This is a genomic window from Ralstonia sp. PBBBR1 (assembly GCF_002256165.1).
GTDB classification, from domain to species: Bacteria; Pseudomonadota; Gammaproteobacteria; order Burkholderiales; family Burkholderiaceae; genus Ralstonia; species Ralstonia thomasii.
Window position 1 is genome coordinate 409,360 of record NZ_NKIL01000004.1, and the last position, 18,267, is coordinate 427,626.

Annotated in this window: 20 protein-coding genes; 14 read left to right on the plus strand and 6 right to left on the minus strand. The window is 64.4% G+C overall.

The window, feature by feature from the left end:
• Window positions 1-7 precede the first annotated feature (7 nt).
• Entirely contained in the window at window positions 8-829 is an 822-nt protein-coding gene (locus CFE42_RS08040; protein WP_004632505.1) for an anti-sigma factor, read from the minus strand.
• Window positions 819-1,451, minus strand: coding sequence for an RNA polymerase sigma factor (locus tag CFE42_RS08045; protein WP_024974398.1), 633 nt, complete (start codon window positions 1,449-1,451; stop codon window positions 819-821). Before CFE42_RS08045 ends, CFE42_RS08040 begins: the two co-directional genes overlap by 11 nt.
• A gap of 199 nt (window positions 1,452-1,650) precedes the next feature.
• Here CFE42_RS08045 and CFE42_RS08050 point away from each other — a divergent pair, with 199 nt between their 5' ends.
• Together CFE42_RS08050 and CFE42_RS08055 are read left to right on the plus strand one after the other, a co-directional pair.
• A complete protein-coding gene (locus tag CFE42_RS08050; protein WP_004632501.1) occupies window positions 1,651-2,601 on the plus strand; it encodes a metallophosphoesterase in 951 nt (316 codons plus the stop codon).
• A gap of 1 nt (window position 2,602) precedes the next feature.
• Window positions 2,603-2,980, plus strand: coding sequence for a cytochrome c oxidase subunit II (locus CFE42_RS08055; RefSeq protein WP_004632499.1), 378 nt, complete (start codon window positions 2,603-2,605; stop codon window positions 2,978-2,980).
• 70 nt (window positions 2,981-3,050) lie between these two features.
• Here CFE42_RS08055 and CFE42_RS08060 read toward each other — a convergent pair whose 3' ends face one another.
• Both CFE42_RS08060 and CFE42_RS08065 read right to left on the minus strand, forming a co-directional pair.
• Complete coding sequence (locus CFE42_RS08060) at window positions 3,051-3,569, minus strand: SRPBCC domain-containing protein (protein WP_004632497.1); 519 nt, start codon at window positions 3,567-3,569, stop codon at window positions 3,051-3,053.
• Window positions 3,559-3,903: a metalloregulator ArsR/SmtB family transcription factor gene (locus CFE42_RS08065; protein WP_037044490.1), complete on the minus strand. Its 345-nt coding sequence runs from the start codon at window positions 3,901-3,903 to the stop codon at window positions 3,559-3,561. Before CFE42_RS08065 ends, CFE42_RS08060 begins: the two co-directional genes overlap by 11 nt.
• 103 nt (window positions 3,904-4,006) lie before the next feature.
• On the opposite strand from CFE42_RS08065, the gene CFE42_RS08070 reads away from it, so the two are divergent.
• Complete coding sequence (locus tag CFE42_RS08070; protein WP_296157154.1) at window positions 4,007-4,636, plus strand: J domain-containing protein; 630 nt, start codon at window positions 4,007-4,009, stop codon at window positions 4,634-4,636.
• Between the two features lie 106 nt (window positions 4,637-4,742).
• Here CFE42_RS08070 and CFE42_RS08075 read toward each other — a convergent pair whose 3' ends face one another.
• Entirely contained in the window at window positions 4,743-4,910 is a 168-nt protein-coding gene (locus CFE42_RS08075) for a hypothetical protein (protein ID WP_004632491.1), read from the minus strand.
• Between the two features lie 196 nt (window positions 4,911-5,106).
• Here CFE42_RS08075 and CFE42_RS08080 point away from each other — a divergent pair, with 196 nt between their 5' ends.
• Both CFE42_RS08080 and CFE42_RS08085 read left to right on the plus strand, forming a co-directional pair.
• Window positions 5,107-6,396 (plus strand): extracellular solute-binding protein, encoded by a 1,290-nt coding sequence (locus CFE42_RS08080; protein WP_004632489.1) that lies wholly within the window; start codon window positions 5,107-5,109, stop codon window positions 6,394-6,396.
• The gene (locus CFE42_RS08085; RefSeq protein WP_004632487.1) at window positions 6,393-9,335 is read left to right on the plus strand and encodes an EAL domain-containing protein; all 2,943 of its coding nucleotides are present in this window, start codon (window positions 6,393-6,395) and stop codon (window positions 9,333-9,335) included. The genes CFE42_RS08080 and CFE42_RS08085 overlap by 4 nt, the downstream gene beginning before the upstream one ends.
• Window positions 9,336-9,430: 95 nt before the next feature.
• On the opposite strand, the gene CFE42_RS08090 is transcribed toward CFE42_RS08085, so the two are convergent.
• On the minus strand, window positions 9,431-10,336 hold the full coding sequence (locus CFE42_RS08090) for a LysR substrate-binding domain-containing protein (protein ID WP_004632485.1): 906 nt from the start codon (window positions 10,334-10,336) through the stop codon (window positions 9,431-9,433).
• A 165-nt stretch (window positions 10,337-10,501) separates the two neighbouring features.
• Between CFE42_RS08090 and mdcA the strand changes: the two genes are divergently transcribed.
• The 9 genes from mdcA to mdcH all read left to right on the plus strand — a co-directional run bounded on the left by mdcA (window position 10,502) and on the right by mdcH (window position 18,201).
• Complete coding sequence (gene mdcA, locus CFE42_RS08095) at window positions 10,502-12,190, plus strand: malonate decarboxylase subunit alpha (protein ID WP_004632483.1); 1,689 nt, start codon at window positions 10,502-10,504, stop codon at window positions 12,188-12,190.
• Window positions 12,190-13,119: a triphosphoribosyl-dephospho-CoA synthase gene (locus CFE42_RS08100; protein WP_004632482.1), complete on the plus strand. Its 930-nt coding sequence runs from the start codon at window positions 12,190-12,192 to the stop codon at window positions 13,117-13,119. Before mdcA ends, CFE42_RS08100 begins: the two co-directional genes overlap by 1 nt.
• Window positions 13,106-13,414 carry a malonate decarboxylase subunit delta gene (locus tag CFE42_RS08105; protein WP_004632480.1) on the plus strand — a complete coding sequence of 103 codons (309 nt, stop codon included), beginning with the start codon at window positions 13,106-13,108 and terminating at the stop codon, window positions 13,412-13,414. The genes CFE42_RS08100 and CFE42_RS08105 overlap by 14 nt, the downstream gene beginning before the upstream one ends.
• Window positions 13,415-13,423: 9 nt before the next feature.
• The gene (locus CFE42_RS08110; RefSeq protein WP_004632478.1) at window positions 13,424-14,269 is read left to right on the plus strand and encodes a biotin-independent malonate decarboxylase subunit beta; all 846 of its coding nucleotides are present in this window, start codon (window positions 13,424-13,426) and stop codon (window positions 14,267-14,269) included.
• Window positions 14,266-15,096: a biotin-independent malonate decarboxylase subunit gamma gene (gene mdcE, locus CFE42_RS08115; protein WP_004632475.1), complete on the plus strand. Its 831-nt coding sequence runs from the start codon at window positions 14,266-14,268 to the stop codon at window positions 15,094-15,096. Before CFE42_RS08110 ends, mdcE begins: the two co-directional genes overlap by 4 nt.
• A 357-nt stretch (window positions 15,097-15,453) precedes the next feature.
• Window positions 15,454-15,861 carry a malonate transporter subunit MadL gene (madL, locus tag CFE42_RS08120; protein WP_004632473.1) on the plus strand — a complete coding sequence of 136 codons (408 nt, stop codon included), beginning with the start codon at window positions 15,454-15,456 and terminating at the stop codon, window positions 15,859-15,861.
• 11 nt (window positions 15,862-15,872) lie between these two features.
• Window positions 15,873-16,637, plus strand: a complete 765-nt coding sequence (gene madM / locus CFE42_RS08125) for a malonate transporter subunit MadM (RefSeq protein WP_004632471.1) — start codon at window positions 15,873-15,875, stop codon at window positions 16,635-16,637.
• On the plus strand, window positions 16,634-17,269 hold the full coding sequence (locus tag CFE42_RS08130) for a malonate decarboxylase holo-ACP synthase (RefSeq protein WP_004632469.1): 636 nt from the start codon (window positions 16,634-16,636) through the stop codon (window positions 17,267-17,269). Before madM ends, CFE42_RS08130 begins: the two co-directional genes overlap by 4 nt.
• Complete coding sequence (mdcH, locus tag CFE42_RS08135) at window positions 17,266-18,201, plus strand: malonate decarboxylase subunit epsilon (RefSeq protein ID WP_004632467.1); 936 nt, start codon at window positions 17,266-17,268, stop codon at window positions 18,199-18,201. The genes CFE42_RS08130 and mdcH overlap by 4 nt, the downstream gene beginning before the upstream one ends.
• The last annotated feature ends 66 nt before the right edge of the window (window positions 18,202-18,267 follow it).

An 18,267-nucleotide genomic window follows, 5' to 3' on the forward strand; every position in this document is an offset into this window, starting at 1 on the left:
CCGCCTTTCAGCCGCCGCGCACGGCCCGCGCAAAGGCCTGCACCACATCGGCAGACGCATCGGTGATGGCCCAGTAGCCCATGCCGGCGCTGCGCCAGACCATCAACTGGTAGCCGCGCTCGGTGCGCAGCGCGGGCTCGGTATCAATGCCCGCTTCGGGGCGTACGTACAGGTCGACGGGATGCTGCGCCGAGCGGTAGACCAGCACCGCCACGGGGCGACCGTCGATGTAGTCCAGCCGCCCGCCGATGAGCGGGAAGCCGCGTTCGGCAAGGTCAGTCACGGGCGGCGCATAGTCGATGCGGCCGTTGAACCACGGCTTGACCGTGTGGCGATCCGATGACAGCACATCCGTCTCCCGCGCGCCCAGCAGCGCCCGCACGTGGCTTGCGGTGATGTCGTGCGCGGTGAGCGCAGCCGTATCGGGTCGGCCAACCAGCACGCCCACACCGAGTGCCACGGCAGCGAGCGCGGCTGCGCCCAATCCCAAGCCGAGCCCCCGCGATGGCGTGATCAACCAATTGGCCAAGCGCTGCCATGGAAATTCCGTCCGGCGCGGCGCGCCCGCACGGGTCGATTCGGGTCGCACGCCGGACTCTGCCTGCACGGCCTGCAATACACGTTCGCTCAAACCCGCCGGCGCCTTCATGTACAGCGCCGGCGCACGCAGCCCCTGGCGCAGCGCACGCACCACGCCATCGTGGCGCACTGCGATGTCGGTGCAGGCGGCACACGTGCCCAGATGCGTTTCCATGCGCAGGCTGTCGGCCGCACCGAGTTCGCCATCGGCGCGGGCAGCCAGCAGCGCGCGGATGTCGTCACAGTTCATGGCGGGCCTCCTTGGTGCTGTTTCCCATGCCGCCCGATGCGCGGATGGGTGTCACATTGGTGCGCGGTGGCGCGTTGTCTTCCGTCAATAGGCGTGCGAGTTGCTGCCGCGCACGTGCCAGCCGCGACATGACCGTGCCGATGGGCGCGTCGACCACGGCGGCAATGTCGCGGTACGGCAGGTCTTCCAGCTCGCGCAGCACGAGCACCTCGCGATACGGCACGGGCAACTGCGCCAGCGCGGCATGCACGCGGCGCACATCGTCGATGCGGGCGAGCAGCGCGGCGGGGTCGACACCGTAGCTGGCGCTGTCGTCATTCGCCTGGCCTGCTGCATCGTCATCCCATGGCTGGGCCGGGGCCTGCTTGCGGCGCGCGCATTCCGAGAACCACGTGTTGCGCACGATGGCGAGCAGCCACGGACGGCCATCGCCGCCGCGAAACCCGCCGAACAGCCGGAACGCGCGCAGGCAGGCTTCCTGAACGATGTCGTCGGCGTCTTGCGCGTCGCCCGAGAGCCAGCGTGCCAGGTTGTAGGCGGCGTCGACATGCGGCAACACCGCCTGCGCAAAGCGCTGCGCGTCGGTGGGCAGATCGAGCATGGGGTCTGGCAGGTCGGGCATGGCAGCCTGGAGGCGGTTGACCTCCGTATACCTGGGTGCAATCCAGTTTATTCCCGCCCCGAAGAAATTTTGTGAAAACGCGAATCTTGTGGAATACGCGGGCACGCCGGCCGGTATGACAGGCAGGACCGGCGCTTCCTCCATTTCCATCGCGCTGGGCCCACTTCCCATACTCAGCCATCTATTGCAGGGGACACCCATGAGCAAGCAACCCGGACGACGCCAGTTCCTGCAACTGGCCGCGGTCGGCGGTCTGGTGTACGCATCCGGCCTGCCCGGCTGGCAGGCGATGGCGGCCACCACGCGCGCCGCCGGCGCCAAGCCAGACGATTTCTATTTCGTGCAGTTATCGGACACGCACTGGGGCTTCAAGGGCGCGCCGAACCCGGATTCGCAAGGCACGCTGCCCAAGGCGATTGCGGCGGTGAATGCGCTGTCGCCGGCGCCGGATTTCGTCATCTTCACGGGCGACCTCAGCCACATCAGCGACGACCCTGCCGAGCGCCGCAAGCGCCTGGCCGAGTTTCGCGACATTGCCGCGCAGATCAAGGTGCCGGTTGTGCACTACATGCCGGGCGAGCACGACGCTTCGCTCGACAACGGCGAGGCCTATATCGAACTCTTCGGCCGCACGCATTACTCGTTCGATCACAAGGGCGTGCACTTCATCGCCATCGACAACGTGTCCGACCCGTCCGCCCGTGTGGGCGATGCACAACTCGCGTGGCTGGCGGCGGATGTGCGTTCCGTGCCTGAGCACACACCCATCGTCGTGTTCACGCACCGGCCGCTGTTCGACCTGTACCCGCAATGGGACTGGGCCACGCGCGACGGCCAGCAGGTCATCGACTTGCTGATGCCGCACCCGAACGTGACGGTGTTCTACGGCCACATCCATCAGGAACATCACCACATGACCGGGCACATCGCGCACCACTCCGCGCGCTCGTTGATGTTCCCGCTGCCCGCGCCGGGCTCGCAGGCCAAGCGCAACCCGATCCCGTGGGATGCTGCCGCACCGTACCGCGGCCTGGGCTGGCGCAGCATCGCCGAGCACGGCAAGCAGGATGCCGCCACCTGGGCGTTGGCCGAGCAGCCGATCCAACCCAACAGCGAAGCCACTGCCACCAAAACCCCGGAGACCACCTGACATGCGCGCCTTCATCGCACACAACCCCAAGCGCCGGCTGGCGCTGCGTCAGTTAACCGTGCTTGCGGCGGGTGCGGCGCTCGCCTGCGTTGCGCACGGCGAGGGCCCGACGGTCATCCGCGTGCACGCGCGCAAGTTCACGTTCACGCCCGACAAGATCACGCTCAAGCGCGGCGTGCCCGTGGTGTTCGAACTGACCGGACAGGACATCCTGATGGGTTTTTCGATTCCGGATTTCAACGTACGGGCCGATGTGGTGCCGGGGCAGACCGTCCGGCTGGCGCTCACACCCGACAAGACGGGGACGTTCGATTTCCTGTGCGACATCTTCTGCGGCTCGGGCCACGAGACGATGAATGGGACGTTAACCGTCACCTGAAGCGCAACGCCGCATACCCAACGCAAAACGCCCCGATCTGTTCGGGGCGTTTTCATCTGCGAGCGCCGCCTTAAGCCAGCGCGTCCCGCTCGGCCAGGGTCAGCAGCAGTTCGTCGAGCCGCTCCATGGTGGAGGTCATCCCGTCCTTCAACCCCATGTCGATGACCTTCTGCACGTCCTCTGGCGAGTTGTACAACACCACAGTCGTGACGAGGGTGCGTTCCTTCGCATCGGCAAAGGTGACATCCCAGCGGGCGCGGGGCAGATCCGGATTCACGGCGCCGGTTTCGTCAGAAAAAGCATCGAGCGCTGCATAGCCGTCGATCGGGTTGATCTTCTGATAGTCCAGGCGGCTCCAGAACGACTGTCCATCGGGGGTGATCATGGCGTAGTGCCAGTAGCCGCCTTCCTTGAATTCCATATGCTTGGTCTTGGTGGTGAGCGGCTTGGGCGCAAACCACTGATCGAGCAGTTCGCGCTTCGTATGGCAATCCCACACGAGCTGGCGCTTCGCCGCGAACTCTCGCCTCACGGTGAGGCTGCTCTTTTGCATGTCGACCACGAAATCAAACCGAAGATCAGCCTTCATTGCCTTCTCCTTGGAGTTTCTCTAAGAGGTTGTCCAGATTGCGGTACCTGCTCGCCCAGATCGCGTGCTGCTTCTCAAACCAGCGCTCGGCGGCAGCCAGCTTCTTGCGCTCGAGCGTGCACGTCCGGATTCGGCCGCTCTTTTCCGAGCGGACCAGCCCGACACCTTCCAGCACCCGCATGTGCTTCATGAAGGACGGCAGCGCCATGTCGAATGGTTCCGCCAGTTCACTTACCGACGCGGGCCCTTCACCGAGCCGTTGAATAACCGCCCTGCGCGTTGGGTCCGAAAGCGCGTGAAATACCGCGTCTAGCGCAATTCCATTGTTATCCATTTGGCTAACTATATACGCGAGAATGCGTTGATGCAACAAGGTTCAACAGCGTGTGGTGACACAGGTGGGCGGCCGGTCAGCATGCACACGTACCCATGCTAGGATGACCTCCCCCCCCCCGGCAGCCGCCACACAGCACATGACGACCATCTACGCGACCCTCGGCGTGCAGCCGGACGCCACCCTGGACGAAATCAAGCGCGCTTACCGCCGCGCCGCAATGAAGTGGCATCCCGACCGCAACCCCGGCCGAGAAGCCGAGGCCTATGCGGCGTTCCAGGAAATTCGCGAAGCCTACTCGATCCTCTCCGACGCTGAACAGCGCCGTGTCTACGACGAGGTATTCGCACAGGAAATGCAGCGCTGGCAAGCGGAGCGCGATGCCCAGGAAGCACAGGAGCGCGAAGCGCAACGCGAGCGCGAACGCCTTGCGCAGGAGCATTACGAAAAGATGGTCGCCATCGCCATGCGTTTTGCCGACGATGGCCACCATCGCGACGTCCTGTTCGGCGTGCTGCTCGGCAGGGACTGCGATGCAGAACTCGCCGCACGCATCGCCGACAGCGTGTGGGCCTTGCAGGAAGCACGGCGCTCCCCCAAGCCTGCAACGGAGGTGTCCGACGCGCAGCCAGCGCCCGCACCCGAAGACGCGGCCTCCAAAATCGACGAATCTGCAGTGCCGCGGCGTGCGTTCGAGTCGTTCTGGCAGGGGTTGTTTGGCTTGCGCCCATAGGTGCCGATTGGCCTGCCCGCTAACTGCGGGTGATTGGATGCAAGTTCGGCTCGCGCTGCGAGCAGGATCACCAAGGTCGCGCTGGTGGTGGCAGGCAACGCCTTCGTCATGAGCCAAACGTTTGCCGATTGCCATTCGTCGAGGTGCCAAGTTCATTGAGGCGCTGAGCCACATGGGAAACAAACGCCCGCGCCTCGCGACCATTAAAGGATTCATGTGGGCTGCCGATGAACAGATTGCGTCTGTTGCGGTTAATCAGCTTATTCGTCGTCATGCCCAACTATCCGCATTCTGGCTGTCGCATGGGTTTCCCGATCTGCCGGGCGTGGCGGGCGCTGCTGGCGCATGCCGTCATCTCCAGGCAATCAATGCTCAGCAATATCGAGCGCCCCGATCGACGGGCGGCCGCGAGAAGTCTTCCCTGCTTCGCGAGCCCAACCGGCTCATACCGAACCGAAAGCGAGCGTGATATGCGACAAAGCCACTTTGCCCGGCTGCTATCCGGTCTGATCGGTTTGCTGATTCTGTCCGGTTGCCACCAGCAAGACGCCCCCATCACCAGTTCGCCCTCGCCGCACCGAACCAGCATTACGGCATTGATCTGGGCACCGGACTGGCCCGAGCAGATGCTTCAGATTGCTGCCGAGTTCAGCAAGCTCAATCCCGATGTGCAGGTGGACGTTCAATTCATGATCGGCAATTCGGTCGAAGAGAACATCAAACCCCGCGTCGCTGCCGGCACGATGCCCGATCTTTTGAGCGTCAACCCAAATGCCTATTCGGCCGAACTGGCCGATCAGCGCGTCCTTGCCAATGTCAGCCAGACATTGGCGTGGACGAACATGCTCGCCCCGCTCAAGCGGGACTGGACCAGCCGCCGCGGCAAAGGGTTCGGCATCTCGGGCGGTGTCGCAACGACGATGATCTACTACAACCGCGAGATGTTCGAAAAAGCGGGCATCGACAAGCTGCCAGCAAATTTCGACGAGTTCCTGCGCGTTTGCGCGCAACTCAAACGCGCAGGATTCACGCCCATGATGTTGAACGGCGCATTCCCGAACATGCTCGGAAACGGACCGTTTGCCTCGGGCTTCGCCAACAATGTGATCGCGCACGAGCCGAACTGGAAAAGCAAGATGGCCGAGGGCACGCTGGATCTCGACACCCCCGAGGTCGCTGATATCTTCGCCAGGATGGCACTGCTGCCGGAGCGCGGCTACGTCCAGGCGTCGTTCATGGCAACCGGCTACGACGACGGCATGCGTCTTTTCAAGGAAGGCAAGGTGGCGATGGCCATCCAGGGCAGTTGGGCGGCGGGCCTGCTGCTGCACGGCAATCGCTTTGCGGTCGGCGTGTTCATCCCGCCATGGAACAAGCGCGGCGCTCAGGTGGTGCCCGTGCTCGGCAGCGAGACCGGCTTTGCCGTATGCGAGACGCCCAACAAGGCAGCTGCAATGCGCTTTCTGGAATTCATCGCCGGCAAAGGCTTCCCGATTCTGCAGAGAAAGCGCCACAACATCTCCCCGTTCCAGCAAGACGCGGAAACGGCCGTCAGTGACCCGGAAATCGTCGACTACACGAATACGGTCAGCCGCTATTTGGTGACTGCCAGCCCGTACTATTCGACGCTGCCTTCAAACACGCTCGAGTCGCTGCATGGGTTGATGCAGGACGTGTTGCTCAAGAAGATGTCGCCCAGCCAAGCGGCGAAGCGACTCGACGAATCGGTCAAGAATGAAGCGAAGATGCACTACAAATGAACTCGATCCCACGGTTGCTGCAGCGCGCTTTCGACTATCTCTCACAGGACCTGCTTCGCCGCGTTGAGATTCGCCACCGGTTGGTTGCCGCGTTCATCCTGCTGTCTCTGCTGCCGATCTGCATTTCGGCCAGCATTTCGTATGTGAACTCGATCGCGGCGATCAAGGAGAACGCAGAGATCTTCTCGAAGGAGGTGGTCAAGCAAGTCTCGAGGAACATCGAATTGCGCATGCGGCAGATCGAGACGGAAAGCAACTTGCTGGTGCTCTCCAATCGGGTTCAAGGCGCGCTTGCCAGGGCCGCGAGCGGCAACGGCAAGGAGCAAAGCGAGGCACGCCAGGACATGGCGCGGCTGCTCCTCGAGCATTACGGATCGGTTGATTTCATCAACCAGAAGTATCTGCTCGACAAGAACAACCGGATTCTCGACACCCAGGCCGCCACGCAATTGACCCAGGGTGTGACACGCCTCGTCTCACGCGCTCAGGACGAGCATGCGCACACGTACTGGGGCAGCTACGACAACGGTGTTGGACAGCAAAACGTCGGGGTGGTGCGCGCCATCATCGACAAGAACAGCAACCGCCAGCTCGGCAATCTGGTGCTGATCGTCCGCCCCGCATACTTCTCGACCATCTTCAACGACGTCGCCACGGGCAGCGGTACGCAAATCTACATTCTCGATGCGAGTAACGAGGTCATCATCCGGGCCGCCGACGCCTCGAATGATATCGGCGCACTACCCGAACCCGGCCTGCTCGAAAACCTCGCGCGCAACGCGACATCGGGCGAGGCGCGAAGCTTTGTTGCGGTCGAGGGAAAGCGCGGAGGACGTTATTTGACTGCGTACGCCAAAATCCCCGGCACGACCTGGTTCGTGGTGAGCACCATTGCGGAGAAAAAACTGACGGCCGAGGCACAAGCGGTGCGAAACCAGATCGCGCTGGTCGGCATCTCGGGGGTTCTGCTGTCGATCTTCCTTGCTTACTTCATCTCGCACAGCATTTCTGCGCCGCTCAGGGAGCTGGTGCGCAAGGTGCACGATACCGGCGACGATGCCGGCGCCCAGGTCGACGAAGGAAAGCACGAGGAAGCCGGGGCCCGCGCCAAGGACGAACTGAGCAGGCTCGCGCAGCGCTTCGAGAGAATGCGCGAAGCGATCAAGCAGAAGATCCAGAAGATCAACGAGATCAATGCCTCGCTCGAACAAACCGTCATCGAACGGACGGCAGAGCTCGTCACGCGGGAGCGGGAGTCGCGCACACTGATCGAGAACTCCCCAGATACGATTGCCCGCTATGACCGCGAGTCCCGCCGCATTTACGCCAACCCTGCGTTCTGTGCCCTGGCTGGTTGCAGCCTTACGGAAGCGCTCGGCAAGCGGCCCTCGGAACTCCCCGGCGGCGACAACGCGCGCGTCTACGAAAAGATCATCAGCGACGTCATTTCAAGCGGCACAAGCGCGCAATTCGAACTGAGATGGGCCGGCAAGGATGGGCAGGAACAATGCTCGCACGTCCGCCTCACGCCGGAGACCGACCAAGCCGGCAATGTGCATTCCGTGTTGGCGGTCGGTCGTGATCTCTCCGACCGGATGGCGTTTGAGGCCACCATCTGGAAACAGGCCAATTTCGATGCACTGACGGGCCTGCCGAATCGCCAGATGTTCCATGAGCGCCTCGCCCAGGAAGCCAGTCAGCCAGGCCATATCGGGCGGCGCATGGCGTTGATGCTGATCGATCTCGACCGCTTCAAGGAAGTCAACGACTCGCTCGGGCACGACAGGGGAGATACGTTACTGATCGAGGCCGGCAAGCGCATCGGTTCGTGCGTGCGCCAATCGGATACGGTCGCCCGTCTGGGCGGGGATGAGTTCACCGTCATCCTGCCCAATCTGGATGACGCGGAGAGCGTTGAACGGATCGCCAGGACCATCATCGGCAAGTTGGCCGAGCCATTCAAACTGGGCACGGACGAGGCCTTCATTTCTGCCAGCGTTGGCGTCACCTTCTACCCCGACGACGCCCACGATCTTGACGTGCTGTTCAAGAACGCAGATCAAGCCATGTATGCGGCCAAAAACGCCGGGCGCAATCGCTTCAGTTACTTCAAGCCCGACATGCAGGTGGAGGCCGAACAGCGCCTGCGGCTCACCAGCGATTTGCGCGCCGCGCTGCCCAGCGGCCAGTTTCAGGTCTACTACCAGCCCATCGTGGAGCTCGCCACGGGCGAGGTTTGCAAAGCCGAGGCGCTGATCCGCTGGCTGCACCCGGAGCGCGGCACCATCAGCCCGCATGATTTCATTTCCGTGGCGGAAGACACGGGCCTCATCGTCCCCATCGGCGATTGGGTATTCAAGCAGGCGGTGCAACAGGCGCGCCAATGGCGCGATCAATTCCATCCGTCTTTCCAGATCAGCGTCAACATGTCTCCGGTGCAGATGCGCCAGGATGGCCAACTGTGCGCGCGATGGTCCGACTTCCTTACGCGCGAAGGCTTGCCGGTTCAGAGCGTGATGGTGGAAATCACGGAAGGGCTGCTATTGCAGGCCGAATCGCGGACGGACGAGACGCTGCTGACTTTGCGCAGCGCGGGCATCGGGATCTCGATCGACGACTTTGGAACCGGTTACTCGTCGCTTGCGTATCTCAAGCGCTTCGATATTGACTACCTGAAGATCGATCGTTCATTCGTCTACAACCTGAGCTTTGACGAAGACAACCAGGCGCTGTGCGAGGCAATGGTCGTCCTGGCACACAAATTGGGGCTCAAAGTCATTGCCGAAGGTGTGGAGACCGCCGAGCAGCGGGATTTTCTCAAGGCTGTCGATTGCGATTTTGCGCAGGGCTTTCTTTATTCGACGCCGGTTCCGCCGCAAGAATTCGAACGTCGGGTATGGCACATGAGCGAAAAGCGCGCCGCTGATGCTTCAGCATGAAGGACTGAGACACGGAGTTTGAAGAGATCACGCGCCACTTCGTTGCGCCCACAGCGGAAGAAGACTTTCACGTGGTGCGGCACACATGATCCACGTTATCGCGCGCCCAGCAACCGACACTCCGCCGACAACGCCAACAGATTCGGATCGCGCTCCCGATTGCGCTGCATCACCAGCACGATGTGCTGACTGATGGCATAGCGTGCGGCCAGCGGAATCAGCTGCACCTTGGGGCTGAAATCGGCCACGCGGCGCGGTAGTAGCGCGTAGCCGATACCACCGCTCACGAGGTTCATCAGCGAGAAGATGTCGCCCACGCGCAGCGCAATCTGCGGCGCAAAGCCGGCCTTGTCAAAGGCGGCCATGAAGTCGTGATACGTCGCAAAGTCGTCGCCGAGCGCGACGAACTTTTCGCTGCGCACGGTTTGCAAATCGATCTCTGCTGACGACGCATACGGCGAGCCGAGCGGCGCGGCAAAGAGGATCTCGTCGTCAAACATCGGCACGGTCAGCAGATCGGGATTGCGCAGCGGCTCGCCCAGCGCGATGACGATGGCGTCGAGTTGCCCGTCTTCGAGCTTGGCGAGCAGGCTGCGGTTCGAGCCCAGCGTGAGTTCGATGTCGAGCGCGGAGCGGCGTGTTTTCAGGCCCGCAAAGATGCGCGGCAGCGTGCCCACCGTCATTGAATACAGCCCGCCGATCTTCAGCGTGGTTGACGAAAACCCCGCCGCTTCGCGCGTGCGGCGCACGCCGGCTTCGCATTCGGCCAGGATGCGCTCCACGTGCTCGGCAAACACATAGGCGGTCGACAGCGGAATCAGCTTGCGGCCGTCGCGCTTGAACAGCGGGCAGCGCAGCCCTTCTTCCAGCGAATGCAGCGCGCGGTGCACGCTCACCGTGCTTTGCCCCAGCGCTTCCGAAACGCGCGCCATGTTGCCCAGCGTCATGAAGGACTGGAACACCTCCAGCTTCTTCAGGGTGATGTCGTCATCGATTGCCATGGCAGGGTCTCCTCCGGGCGCGTTCTGTTGGCGCGCTGCTATCAGAATTGCCCATTGTTTCATTAACTTCAAGTTAACGAAACGGCGCCAAGGTTGATTGAAGTGCACGTTCTTACGGCATACGGTACAGCCCATCAAATCAATCAAGGCTGGAGACGCCACCCAATGCAACCGATGCCCACCCAATCGGCAAACGGGGTCAACGCACCCATCCCGCCTCAATGGCGCCGGCGGCGCGACGAAAAGGAACGCCGCCTGGCTGCAGCCCGCCGCATCGCCAACGGCAAGGTCATTCCGACCAGCGATATCGTCGCCGCACTCGAAACGCTGCTCGCACCGGGCGACCGCGTCGTGCTGGAGGGCAACAACCAGAAGCAGGCGGATTTCCTGTCGCGCTCGCTGGCCAAGGTGAACCCCGAGCGCCTGCACGATCTGCACATGATCATGCCCAGCGTGAGCCGCGCCGAACATCTCGACATTTTCGAAGCTGGCATCGCGCACAAGCTCGACTTTTCGTTTGCCGGGCCGCAGAGTCTGCGCATCAGCCAGTTGCTGGCGGACGGGCTGCTGGAAGTGGGCGCCATTCACACCTACATCGAGCTGTATGCGCGGCTGGTGGTGGACCTGATTCCGAACGTGTCGCTGGTGGCCGGTTTCAAGGCTGACCGCGACGGCAACATCTACACCGGCCCGAGCACGGAAGACACGCCCGCGCTGGTCGAACCCACGGCGTTTTCCGACGGCATCGTCATCGTGCAGGTCAACGAGATCGTCGACGATCCGGCCGACCTGCCGCGCGTCGACATCCCTGGCTCGTGGGTCGATTTCATCGTGCAGGCCGACAAGCCGTTCTACATCGAGCCGCTGTTCACACGCGACCCGCGCCTCATCAAACCCGTGCACGTGCTGATGGCGATGATGGCCATTCGCGGCATCTACCAGCGGCACAACGTGCAGTCGCTCAACCACGGCATCGGCTTCAACACGGCCGCCATCGAGCTGATCCTGCCGACGTACGGCGAGCGCCTGGGCCTCAAGGGCAAGATCTGCCGCAACTGGACGCTGAACCCGCACCCGACGCTCATTCCCGCCATTGAATCGGGCTGGGTGGAAAGCGTGCACTGCTTCGGCACGGAACTCGGCATGGAGCGCTACGTGGCCGCACGCCCCGATGTGTTCTTCACCGGCCGAGACGGCTCGTTGCGCTCGAACCGCATGCTGTGTCAGTTGGCCGGCCAATATGCTGTGGACCTGTTCATTGGCGCGACGCTGCAGGTGGATGGCGACGGGCATTCGTCCACCGTCACGCGCGGGCGCCTGGCCGGCTTTGGCGGCGCGCCCAACATGGGCCACGACCCGCGCGGCCGCCGCCACGCCACACCGGCGTGGCTCGACATGACCGAACCGGTGACGATGCTGGAGCGCGGCAAGAAGCTCGTCGTGCAGATGGTCGAAACGTTCCAGGAAGGCGGCAAGCCGACCTTCGTCGACACGCTGGATGCGGTGGCCGTGGCCAGGCAAAGCGGCATGCCGCTGGCGCCCATCATGATCTACGGCGACGACGTCACCCACCTGCTAACCGAAGACGGCATCGCGTATCTGTACAAGGCCCGTTCGCTGGAAGAGCGGCGCGCGATGATTGCGGCGGTAGCGGGTGTCACATCGATCGGCCTGCGGCATGACCCAACCAAGACCGAACAGATGCGCCGCGACGGCCTGATCGCGCTGCCCGAAGACCTCGACGTGCGCCGCAGCGACGCCGGCCGCGAACTGCTCGCCGCCAAGAGCATCGCCGACCTGGTCGAATGGTCCGGCGGCCTGTACGACCCGCCTGCACGCTTCCGGAGCTGGTAATGGAGAAGACATTGCAACGGCCCCTCCCGGCCAGCCCGAAAGCACGCGCGAAGCGATTGGCCGCGCTGGTCGAGTCTGCCCTCATCGACGAAGTGACGCTGTCGCCCAAGCCCGGCCTGGTGGATGTGCGCGGCAACGGCGCGCATCACGATCTGGACTGGACGCTGATGGTGCATTCGGCCCAAACCCTGCGCCCCACGTTTGAAGCCATGGCACTGGCCGGCGCGCAGATCGAAACGCAAGCCGGCGCACAACTCGCCCTGCGCGAGCGCATCGGCCGCCTGGGGCGCGAAGGCGAAGCGGCCATGCTCGACGCCACCGGTGGAGTCAACACGCACCGCGGCGCCATCTGGGCGCTGGGCTTGCTGGTGACGGCTGCAGCTCAAACGCCGCCTGCAGTGGACGCAGCCGCTGTTGCGCGCCGCGCCGCGCGCCTGGCGAACATTCCCGACCGCTTTGCCCCCGTCTCGACTGGCCACAAAGGCGAGCGCGCCTGCAATGACTACGGCGTCGGCGGGGCCAAGGGCCAGGCCTGCGCCGGCTTCCCGCACGTGATCAAGGTGGCGCTGCCGGCGCTGCGCCAGGCGCGCGCAGCCGGCATCCGCGAAGACCATGCACGCGTGGATGCATTGCTTGCCGTCATGGCCGCGCTGGATGACACCTGCGTGCTTGCACGCGGCGGCGCGCAAGCACTGCGCGTTGTGCAAACGGGCGCGGCCACCGTGCGTGCAGAAGGCGGCTTGGCAACACCGCAGGGCCGCCGCGCTTTCCGCACGCTTGAACAAGACATGCTGGCGCTGCACGTGTCACCCGGCGGCGCGGCCGACTTGCTGGCTGCCGCGCTGTTCCTCGACCGCCTGCCCGCAAGCGCGCAGGCAGGGTACGACACCGAAACCGCTCATCAGGAAACCGAACATGGAGCATCTTGATTTTCAGTTCACCGGCGGCGCGCCCGCCGGGCGCCGTGCGTATGCCGGCGTGGTCGGCTCGGGCGACCTCGAAGTGCTGTTGACGCCGGGCAACGCCGGCCAGATCGACGTGGCCATCACCACGTCCGTCAATGGCATGAGCGCGACGTGGCAGGCGCAGCTTGCACGCGTGTTCGGCTCGCACCCGTGGCCGGCGGCCAAGATCATCATCAACGATTTCGGCGCGACACCGGCCGTGGTGCGGTTGCGGCTTGAGCAGGCGCTTGAATCGCTTAACGCGCTCGCGCAATCTTGAGGAGAAGCCATGTCACGCAACCCGATTGAACGCGACAGCTTTATCGAACGCGATGCGCGCCGACGCGCGATTGCGCTGCTCGACCCCGGCACCTTCCGTGAACTACTGGACCCGTTCGAACAATTGACCTCGCCGTGGCTGCCGCGTCAGGGCATCGTCACGCAGGCCGATGATGGCGTCGTGGTGGCGCGCGGCACGCTGGGCGGGCAGCCAGCGGTGGTGCTTGCCATTGAAGGCGCCTTCCAGGGCGGCAGCATGGGCGAGGTGTCCGGCGCCAAGATTGCCGGCGCGCTGGAGCTGGCGGTAGAAGACAACCGCAACGGCATTCCCACACGCGCCGTCATCGTCTTCGAGACCGGCGGCGTGCGGTTGCAGGAAGCCAACCTGGGCCTCGCCGCCATTGCCGAGATCCACGCCGGCATCCGCGCGCTGCGCGAGTATGGGCCGGTGATCGGCATCACCGCTGGCGTGGTCGGCTGCTTTGGCGGCATGAGCATCGCCGCTGGCCTGTGCAGCTACCTGCTGATGACGCGCGAAGCACGCCTCGGCCTGAACGGCCCGCAGGTGATCGAGCAGGAAGCCGGCATTGAAGAATACGACTCGCGCGATCGCCCTTTCATCTGGAGCCTAACGGGGGGCGAACAACGCGCCGCCACGGGGCTGGCCGATGTCTGCATCGAAGACGATTCCATCACGATCCGCGCGCAGGTGATCGAGTGGCTGCGTGCCGGCGCACCCGCGCGCCAACGCAGCGAACAGATCGACCACTACCTCGCACAACTCGCCGCTGTAGACACATCGCGTCAAGCCACGGCAGAAGATGTGCGCACGCACTACGCAAAGGACGTCGCATGAGCCAGAACGAACTTTCCACGCGCGGCGCGACCTGGATGCGCGTGCTTGCCGGCGGCGCGCCGGTGCCAGGTTACGGCAGCACGCTGCAAGTCGTCGATGCCGCGCTGGCGGGACGGCCCGCTCGCTACATCGCCATCGTGCCCGACGCCGGGAACCGCTTCCCCCGCGCACGCAACGGTGAAGTCGGTCTCATCGAAGGCTGGCAGCTTGCGCGTGCCGTGCGCGATGCCATGCGTGCCGATGCAGGGCAGGAAAAGAAGCGCGCCATCGTCGCCGTCATCGATGTGGCAAGCCAAGCCTACGGGCGCCGCGAGGAGGCCTACGGCATCCACCTCGCACTGGCTGCGGCGGCGGATGCCTACGCGGCTGCCAGGTTGGCTGGCCACCCCGTCATCGGCCTCATCGTCGGTCGTGCCATGTCGGGCGCGCTGCTGGCGCACGGCTACCAGGCCAACCGCCTGCTCGCCCTGGACGATGCCGACGTGATGGTGCACGCGATGGGCAAGGCTGCAGCCGCGCGCGTGACGCTGCGCTCCGTCGCCGACCTGGAACGCCTCGCACAAGAGGTTCCGCCCATGGCGTACGACATCGCTAGCTTCGCCTCGCTCGGCTTGCTGTGGAACCTGCTGAAGGTGAAGTCTGCCGACGCGCCCGATGCAGTTGACATCGATACCGTGCAGACGGCGCTCGCGGCGGCGCTGGCCGATATCGCAGTCGACCCGTCGCGCGGGCTGGAAAGCCGCCTGGGCGCGCCGCTGCGCGGCGCATCGTCGGAAGTTCGCAAACGCCTGCGCGAGCAATGGAACGCGCAGCCAGAAAGCGCATAACGAATAGGAGACACATCACGGCGCGAACACATGCGCCCCGATGGTTTGGCCGTACCTGCCCTAGATGGCGCCTTGAATTTTTGCAAGCGGGCGGAAAAAGGAAGGGGAACTGTCTGAGCGCAGCGAGTTTTCCCCTTCCCCGCCCGGTTGCAGAAATTCAAGGGGAAGTCGCCATCTTGGGCGCGCCTTTCTTTGCTTACTTTCTTTGGCAAGACAAAGAAAGTAAGTCAGCCCCGGCAGGGGATGAAACAAGGGATGCACCACCAACGCAATCAACGCAAAACAACCAGTCTTCAAACCTCGATCACCACACCACACAACAGGCGACCCATCGCCGTTCCTTCAGGAGACAAAGACGTGATCATCTACGGTACAACCCTGCTGGCGCTCTGTCATATCGCCGGCCTCTTCCTGGGCGACCTGCTCGGCCAGGCCATCGGCGTAAAGGCCAATGTGGGCGGCGTGGGCATCGCCATGCTGCTGCTCATCTTCGCGCGGCTCTACCTGCACAGGCACGGGCTCATGCCGGCCGCCACCGAGGCGGGCGTCTCGTTCTGGGGCGCCATGTACATCCCGGTAGTGGTCGCCATGGCGGCCACACAGAACGTCGTCACGGCACTGCGCGGCGGCCCGGTTGCGCTGCTCGGCGCCATCGGTGCGGTGCTGGTGTGCGGTGTCTGCATTGCACTCATCAACCGCACGGGCAACGCGGAAGACCGGCGCCCGCTGCCCCCGCTGCCTGAAACCGAACAAGCCCGCGCCTAAGGAGCCCCACCATGCTGTCAATGCTAGAGAAAGTTCTGCAGCACAACGGGCTGGTCGCGGCGTTCGCGCTGGTCGGCATCGTCATGGGTCTGTCGATGTGGGTGTCCAGGAAGCTGACGTTTGGGCGCGTGCACGGCTCGGCCATCGCCATCATGATCGGGCTGGTGCTCGCCTATTGGGGCGGCATGCAGACAGGCGGCGAACGGGGCCTGGCCGACCTGAAACTGTTCGGCGGCATCGGCCTGATGGGCGGCGCCATGCTGCGCGATTTCGCCATCGTTGCCACGGCCTTTGAAGTGCAGGTGACCGAAGCACGCAAGGCCGGCATGATCGGCGCCATCTCGCTGCTGCTCGGAACGGTGCTGCCGTTCATCGTCGGTGCCAGCGTTGCCTACGCCTTCGGTTACACCGATGCGGTGAGCGTCACCACCATCGGCGCGGGTGCCGTCACGTACATCGTCGGGCCGGTCACCGGTGCGGCGCTCGGTGCCACCTCCGATGTGATGGCGCTGTCGATTGCCACGGGGCTCGTCAAGGCGATCCTGGTGATGGTCGGCACGCCGTTCGCGGCCAAGGCGCTGGGCTTGAACAACCCGCGCGCGGCCATGGTGTTCGGCGGGTTGGCGGGTACGGTCAGCGGGGTGTCGGCGGGCCTGGCCGCCACGGATCGGCGCCTGGTGCCGTACGGCTCGCTGGTGGCCACGTTCCATACGGGCCTCGGCTGCCTGCTCGGACCATCGATCCTGTTCCTGGCCACACAAGCGCTGCTGCGATGACATCCACGCCGCTGCGCGCGCACGACCTGCTGTGGGTGTCTGAGACACCCGTGGCGATGGATGGCGCGCCCTTGCCGGACTGGGCCGTCACGGCATATCGGCAAGGCGCGCCTGTCGTGGTGCGCCGTGCACCGCGCGGCAGCGACGGTTCCGTGCCGGTCGGCCTGCGCGGCGGCGCGCGGCATGAACGCTGCGCAGCGACGGTAGCCGCCAACAGCATCACGCGTGTGGTCTCGCCCGAGGGGCTGGCAATTGCCGCTGTCTCCATCGCACACGACGCGCCGTTCGCAGCGCTGCGCACCTTGCGCGCGCTGGCGCCCGCACTCGACGCACTCGGCTGGGCGTGGGGCCCCACGGGCGGCGCAGGCTTTACGCTAGCCAGTGGTTTGCCAGTGCTGCATGCGGACAGTGATCTCGATCTCCTTGTGCGCATGCCGCGTGCCCCGTCGACTGCGCAACGCGATCAGCTCGCTCGCCTGTTGGGCGATACCGAGTGCCGCGTCGATTTGCAGATCGACACCGGCCACGGCGGCTTCGCGTTACGCGATTGGCTGGCGTCGCCGCATCAAACGTTGCTCAAGACCGACCACGGCCCCCGGCTCGTCGCAGACCCATGGAGCGACGCGGCATGAGCATCCTGTTCATGTTTCCCGGCCAGGGCAGCCAGCGCGCGGGCATGCTGCATGCGCTGCCTGGTGACCCGGCCGTTGCGCAGACGCTGACCGAAGCCGGCGACATGCTCGGCGTCAATCCGCTCACGCTCGACACCGCAGAGGCGTTGCGGTCGACGGTGGCCGTACAGCTTTGTCTCTTGATTGCAGGCGTGGCCGTGGCTCGCACGCTGGCTCGGCAGGACGCAGGGCCGGACATGGTGGCGGGCCTGTCCATTGGCGCGTGGCCTGCGGCCGTCGTTGCCGGTGTGCTGGAGTTCAGCGATGTGCTGCGCCTCGTCCGTCTGCGTGGTCAGCTCATGGAAGACGCTTACCCAAGCGGGTACGGCATGGTCGCTATCATCGGCCTCGCCGAACCGGAGGTCAGCGGCATCGTTGCGCAAGTCAACACCACCGACACGCCGGCCTATGTCGCCAACGTGAATGCGGAACGGCAGATCGTCGTGGCCGGCAACGACGCAGCGCTCGCGCAGGTCGCCGAACGCGCGCTGGCCCACGGCGCATCGAAGGCGACGCGCTTGTGCATGGCGGTGCCGTCGCACTGCCCGTTGCTTGACGCACAGGCTGCAGAGTTAGCGACCGCTGCCGCAAACATCACCGTCCACGCGCCGCAACTCACCTACGTCAGCAGCAGTCGCGCGCGGGCGCTATTCCGCGCGAACCTCATCGTTGAAGACCTGGCGTGGAACATGGCGCGACCGGTGTTGTGGCATGACACGCTGCGGCATGCGCTGGAACGCGGCGCACGCATGGCGGTGGAGGTGCCGGGCGGCGGCACGCTGGCGCGTCTGGCGCAAGGTGTGTTTGCGGACGGTGCGGTGCTGGATGCAGGCGCCGGGCGGGATGCGGTGCGGGTGCGGATACAGCGACAGCGCCGCGGGGACGGCCTTTGAATTATCTGGGTCATGGACTTTTCAGCGGCATTCCGGCATCGTTGCGCGCCACATTTCATCGCTCGT

Excerpts from the sequence above, each read along its gene's own strand:
- mdcH (WP_004632467.1), top strand. The coding sequence starts at position 17,266 with ATGAGCATCCTGTTCATGTTTCCCGGCCAGGGCAGCCAGCGCGCGGGC.
- CFE42_RS08105 (WP_004632480.1), top strand. The coding sequence starts at position 13,106 with ATGGAGCATCTTGATTTTCAGTTCACCGGCGGCGCGCCCGCCGGGCGC.
- CFE42_RS08065 (WP_037044490.1), bottom strand. The coding sequence starts at position 3,903 with ATGGATAACAATGGAATTGCGCTAGACGCGGTATTTCACGCGCTTTCG.
- CFE42_RS08075 (WP_004632491.1), bottom strand. The coding sequence starts at position 4,910 with ATGACGACGAATAAGCTGATTAACCGCAACAGACGCAATCTGTTCATC.
- CFE42_RS08080 (WP_004632489.1), top strand. The coding sequence starts at position 5,107 with ATGCGACAAAGCCACTTTGCCCGGCTGCTATCCGGTCTGATCGGTTTG.
- CFE42_RS08045 (WP_024974398.1), bottom strand. The coding sequence starts at position 1,451 with ATGCCCGACCTGCCAGACCCCATGCTCGATCTGCCCACCGACGCGCAG.
- CFE42_RS08085 (WP_004632487.1), top strand. The coding sequence starts at position 6,393 with ATGAACTCGATCCCACGGTTGCTGCAGCGCGCTTTCGACTATCTCTCA.
- madM (WP_004632471.1), top strand. The coding sequence starts at position 15,873 with ATGCTGTCAATGCTAGAGAAAGTTCTGCAGCACAACGGGCTGGTCGCG.
- mdcA (WP_004632483.1), top strand. The coding sequence starts at position 10,502 with ATGCAACCGATGCCCACCCAATCGGCAAACGGGGTCAACGCACCCATC.
- CFE42_RS08100 (WP_004632482.1), top strand. The coding sequence starts at position 12,190 with ATGGAGAAGACATTGCAACGGCCCCTCCCGGCCAGCCCGAAAGCACGC.
- CFE42_RS08090 (WP_004632485.1), bottom strand. The coding sequence starts at position 10,336 with ATGGCAATCGATGACGACATCACCCTGAAGAAGCTGGAGGTGTTCCAG.
- CFE42_RS08050 (WP_004632501.1), top strand. The coding sequence starts at position 1,651 with ATGAGCAAGCAACCCGGACGACGCCAGTTCCTGCAACTGGCCGCGGTC.
- CFE42_RS08130 (WP_004632469.1), top strand. The coding sequence starts at position 16,634 with ATGACATCCACGCCGCTGCGCGCGCACGACCTGCTGTGGGTGTCTGAG.
- CFE42_RS08055 (WP_004632499.1), top strand. The coding sequence starts at position 2,603 with ATGCGCGCCTTCATCGCACACAACCCCAAGCGCCGGCTGGCGCTGCGT.
- mdcE (WP_004632475.1), top strand. The coding sequence starts at position 14,266 with ATGAGCCAGAACGAACTTTCCACGCGCGGCGCGACCTGGATGCGCGTG.
- CFE42_RS08110 (WP_004632478.1), top strand. The coding sequence starts at position 13,424 with ATGTCACGCAACCCGATTGAACGCGACAGCTTTATCGAACGCGATGCG.
- CFE42_RS08040 (WP_004632505.1), bottom strand. The coding sequence starts at position 829 with ATGAACTGTGACGACATCCGCGCGCTGCTGGCTGCCCGCGCCGATGGC.
- CFE42_RS08060 (WP_004632497.1), bottom strand. The coding sequence starts at position 3,569 with ATGAAGGCTGATCTTCGGTTTGATTTCGTGGTCGACATGCAAAAGAGC.
- CFE42_RS08070 (WP_296157154.1), top strand. The coding sequence starts at position 4,007 with ATGACCTCCCCCCCCCCGGCAGCCGCCACACAGCACATGACGACCATC.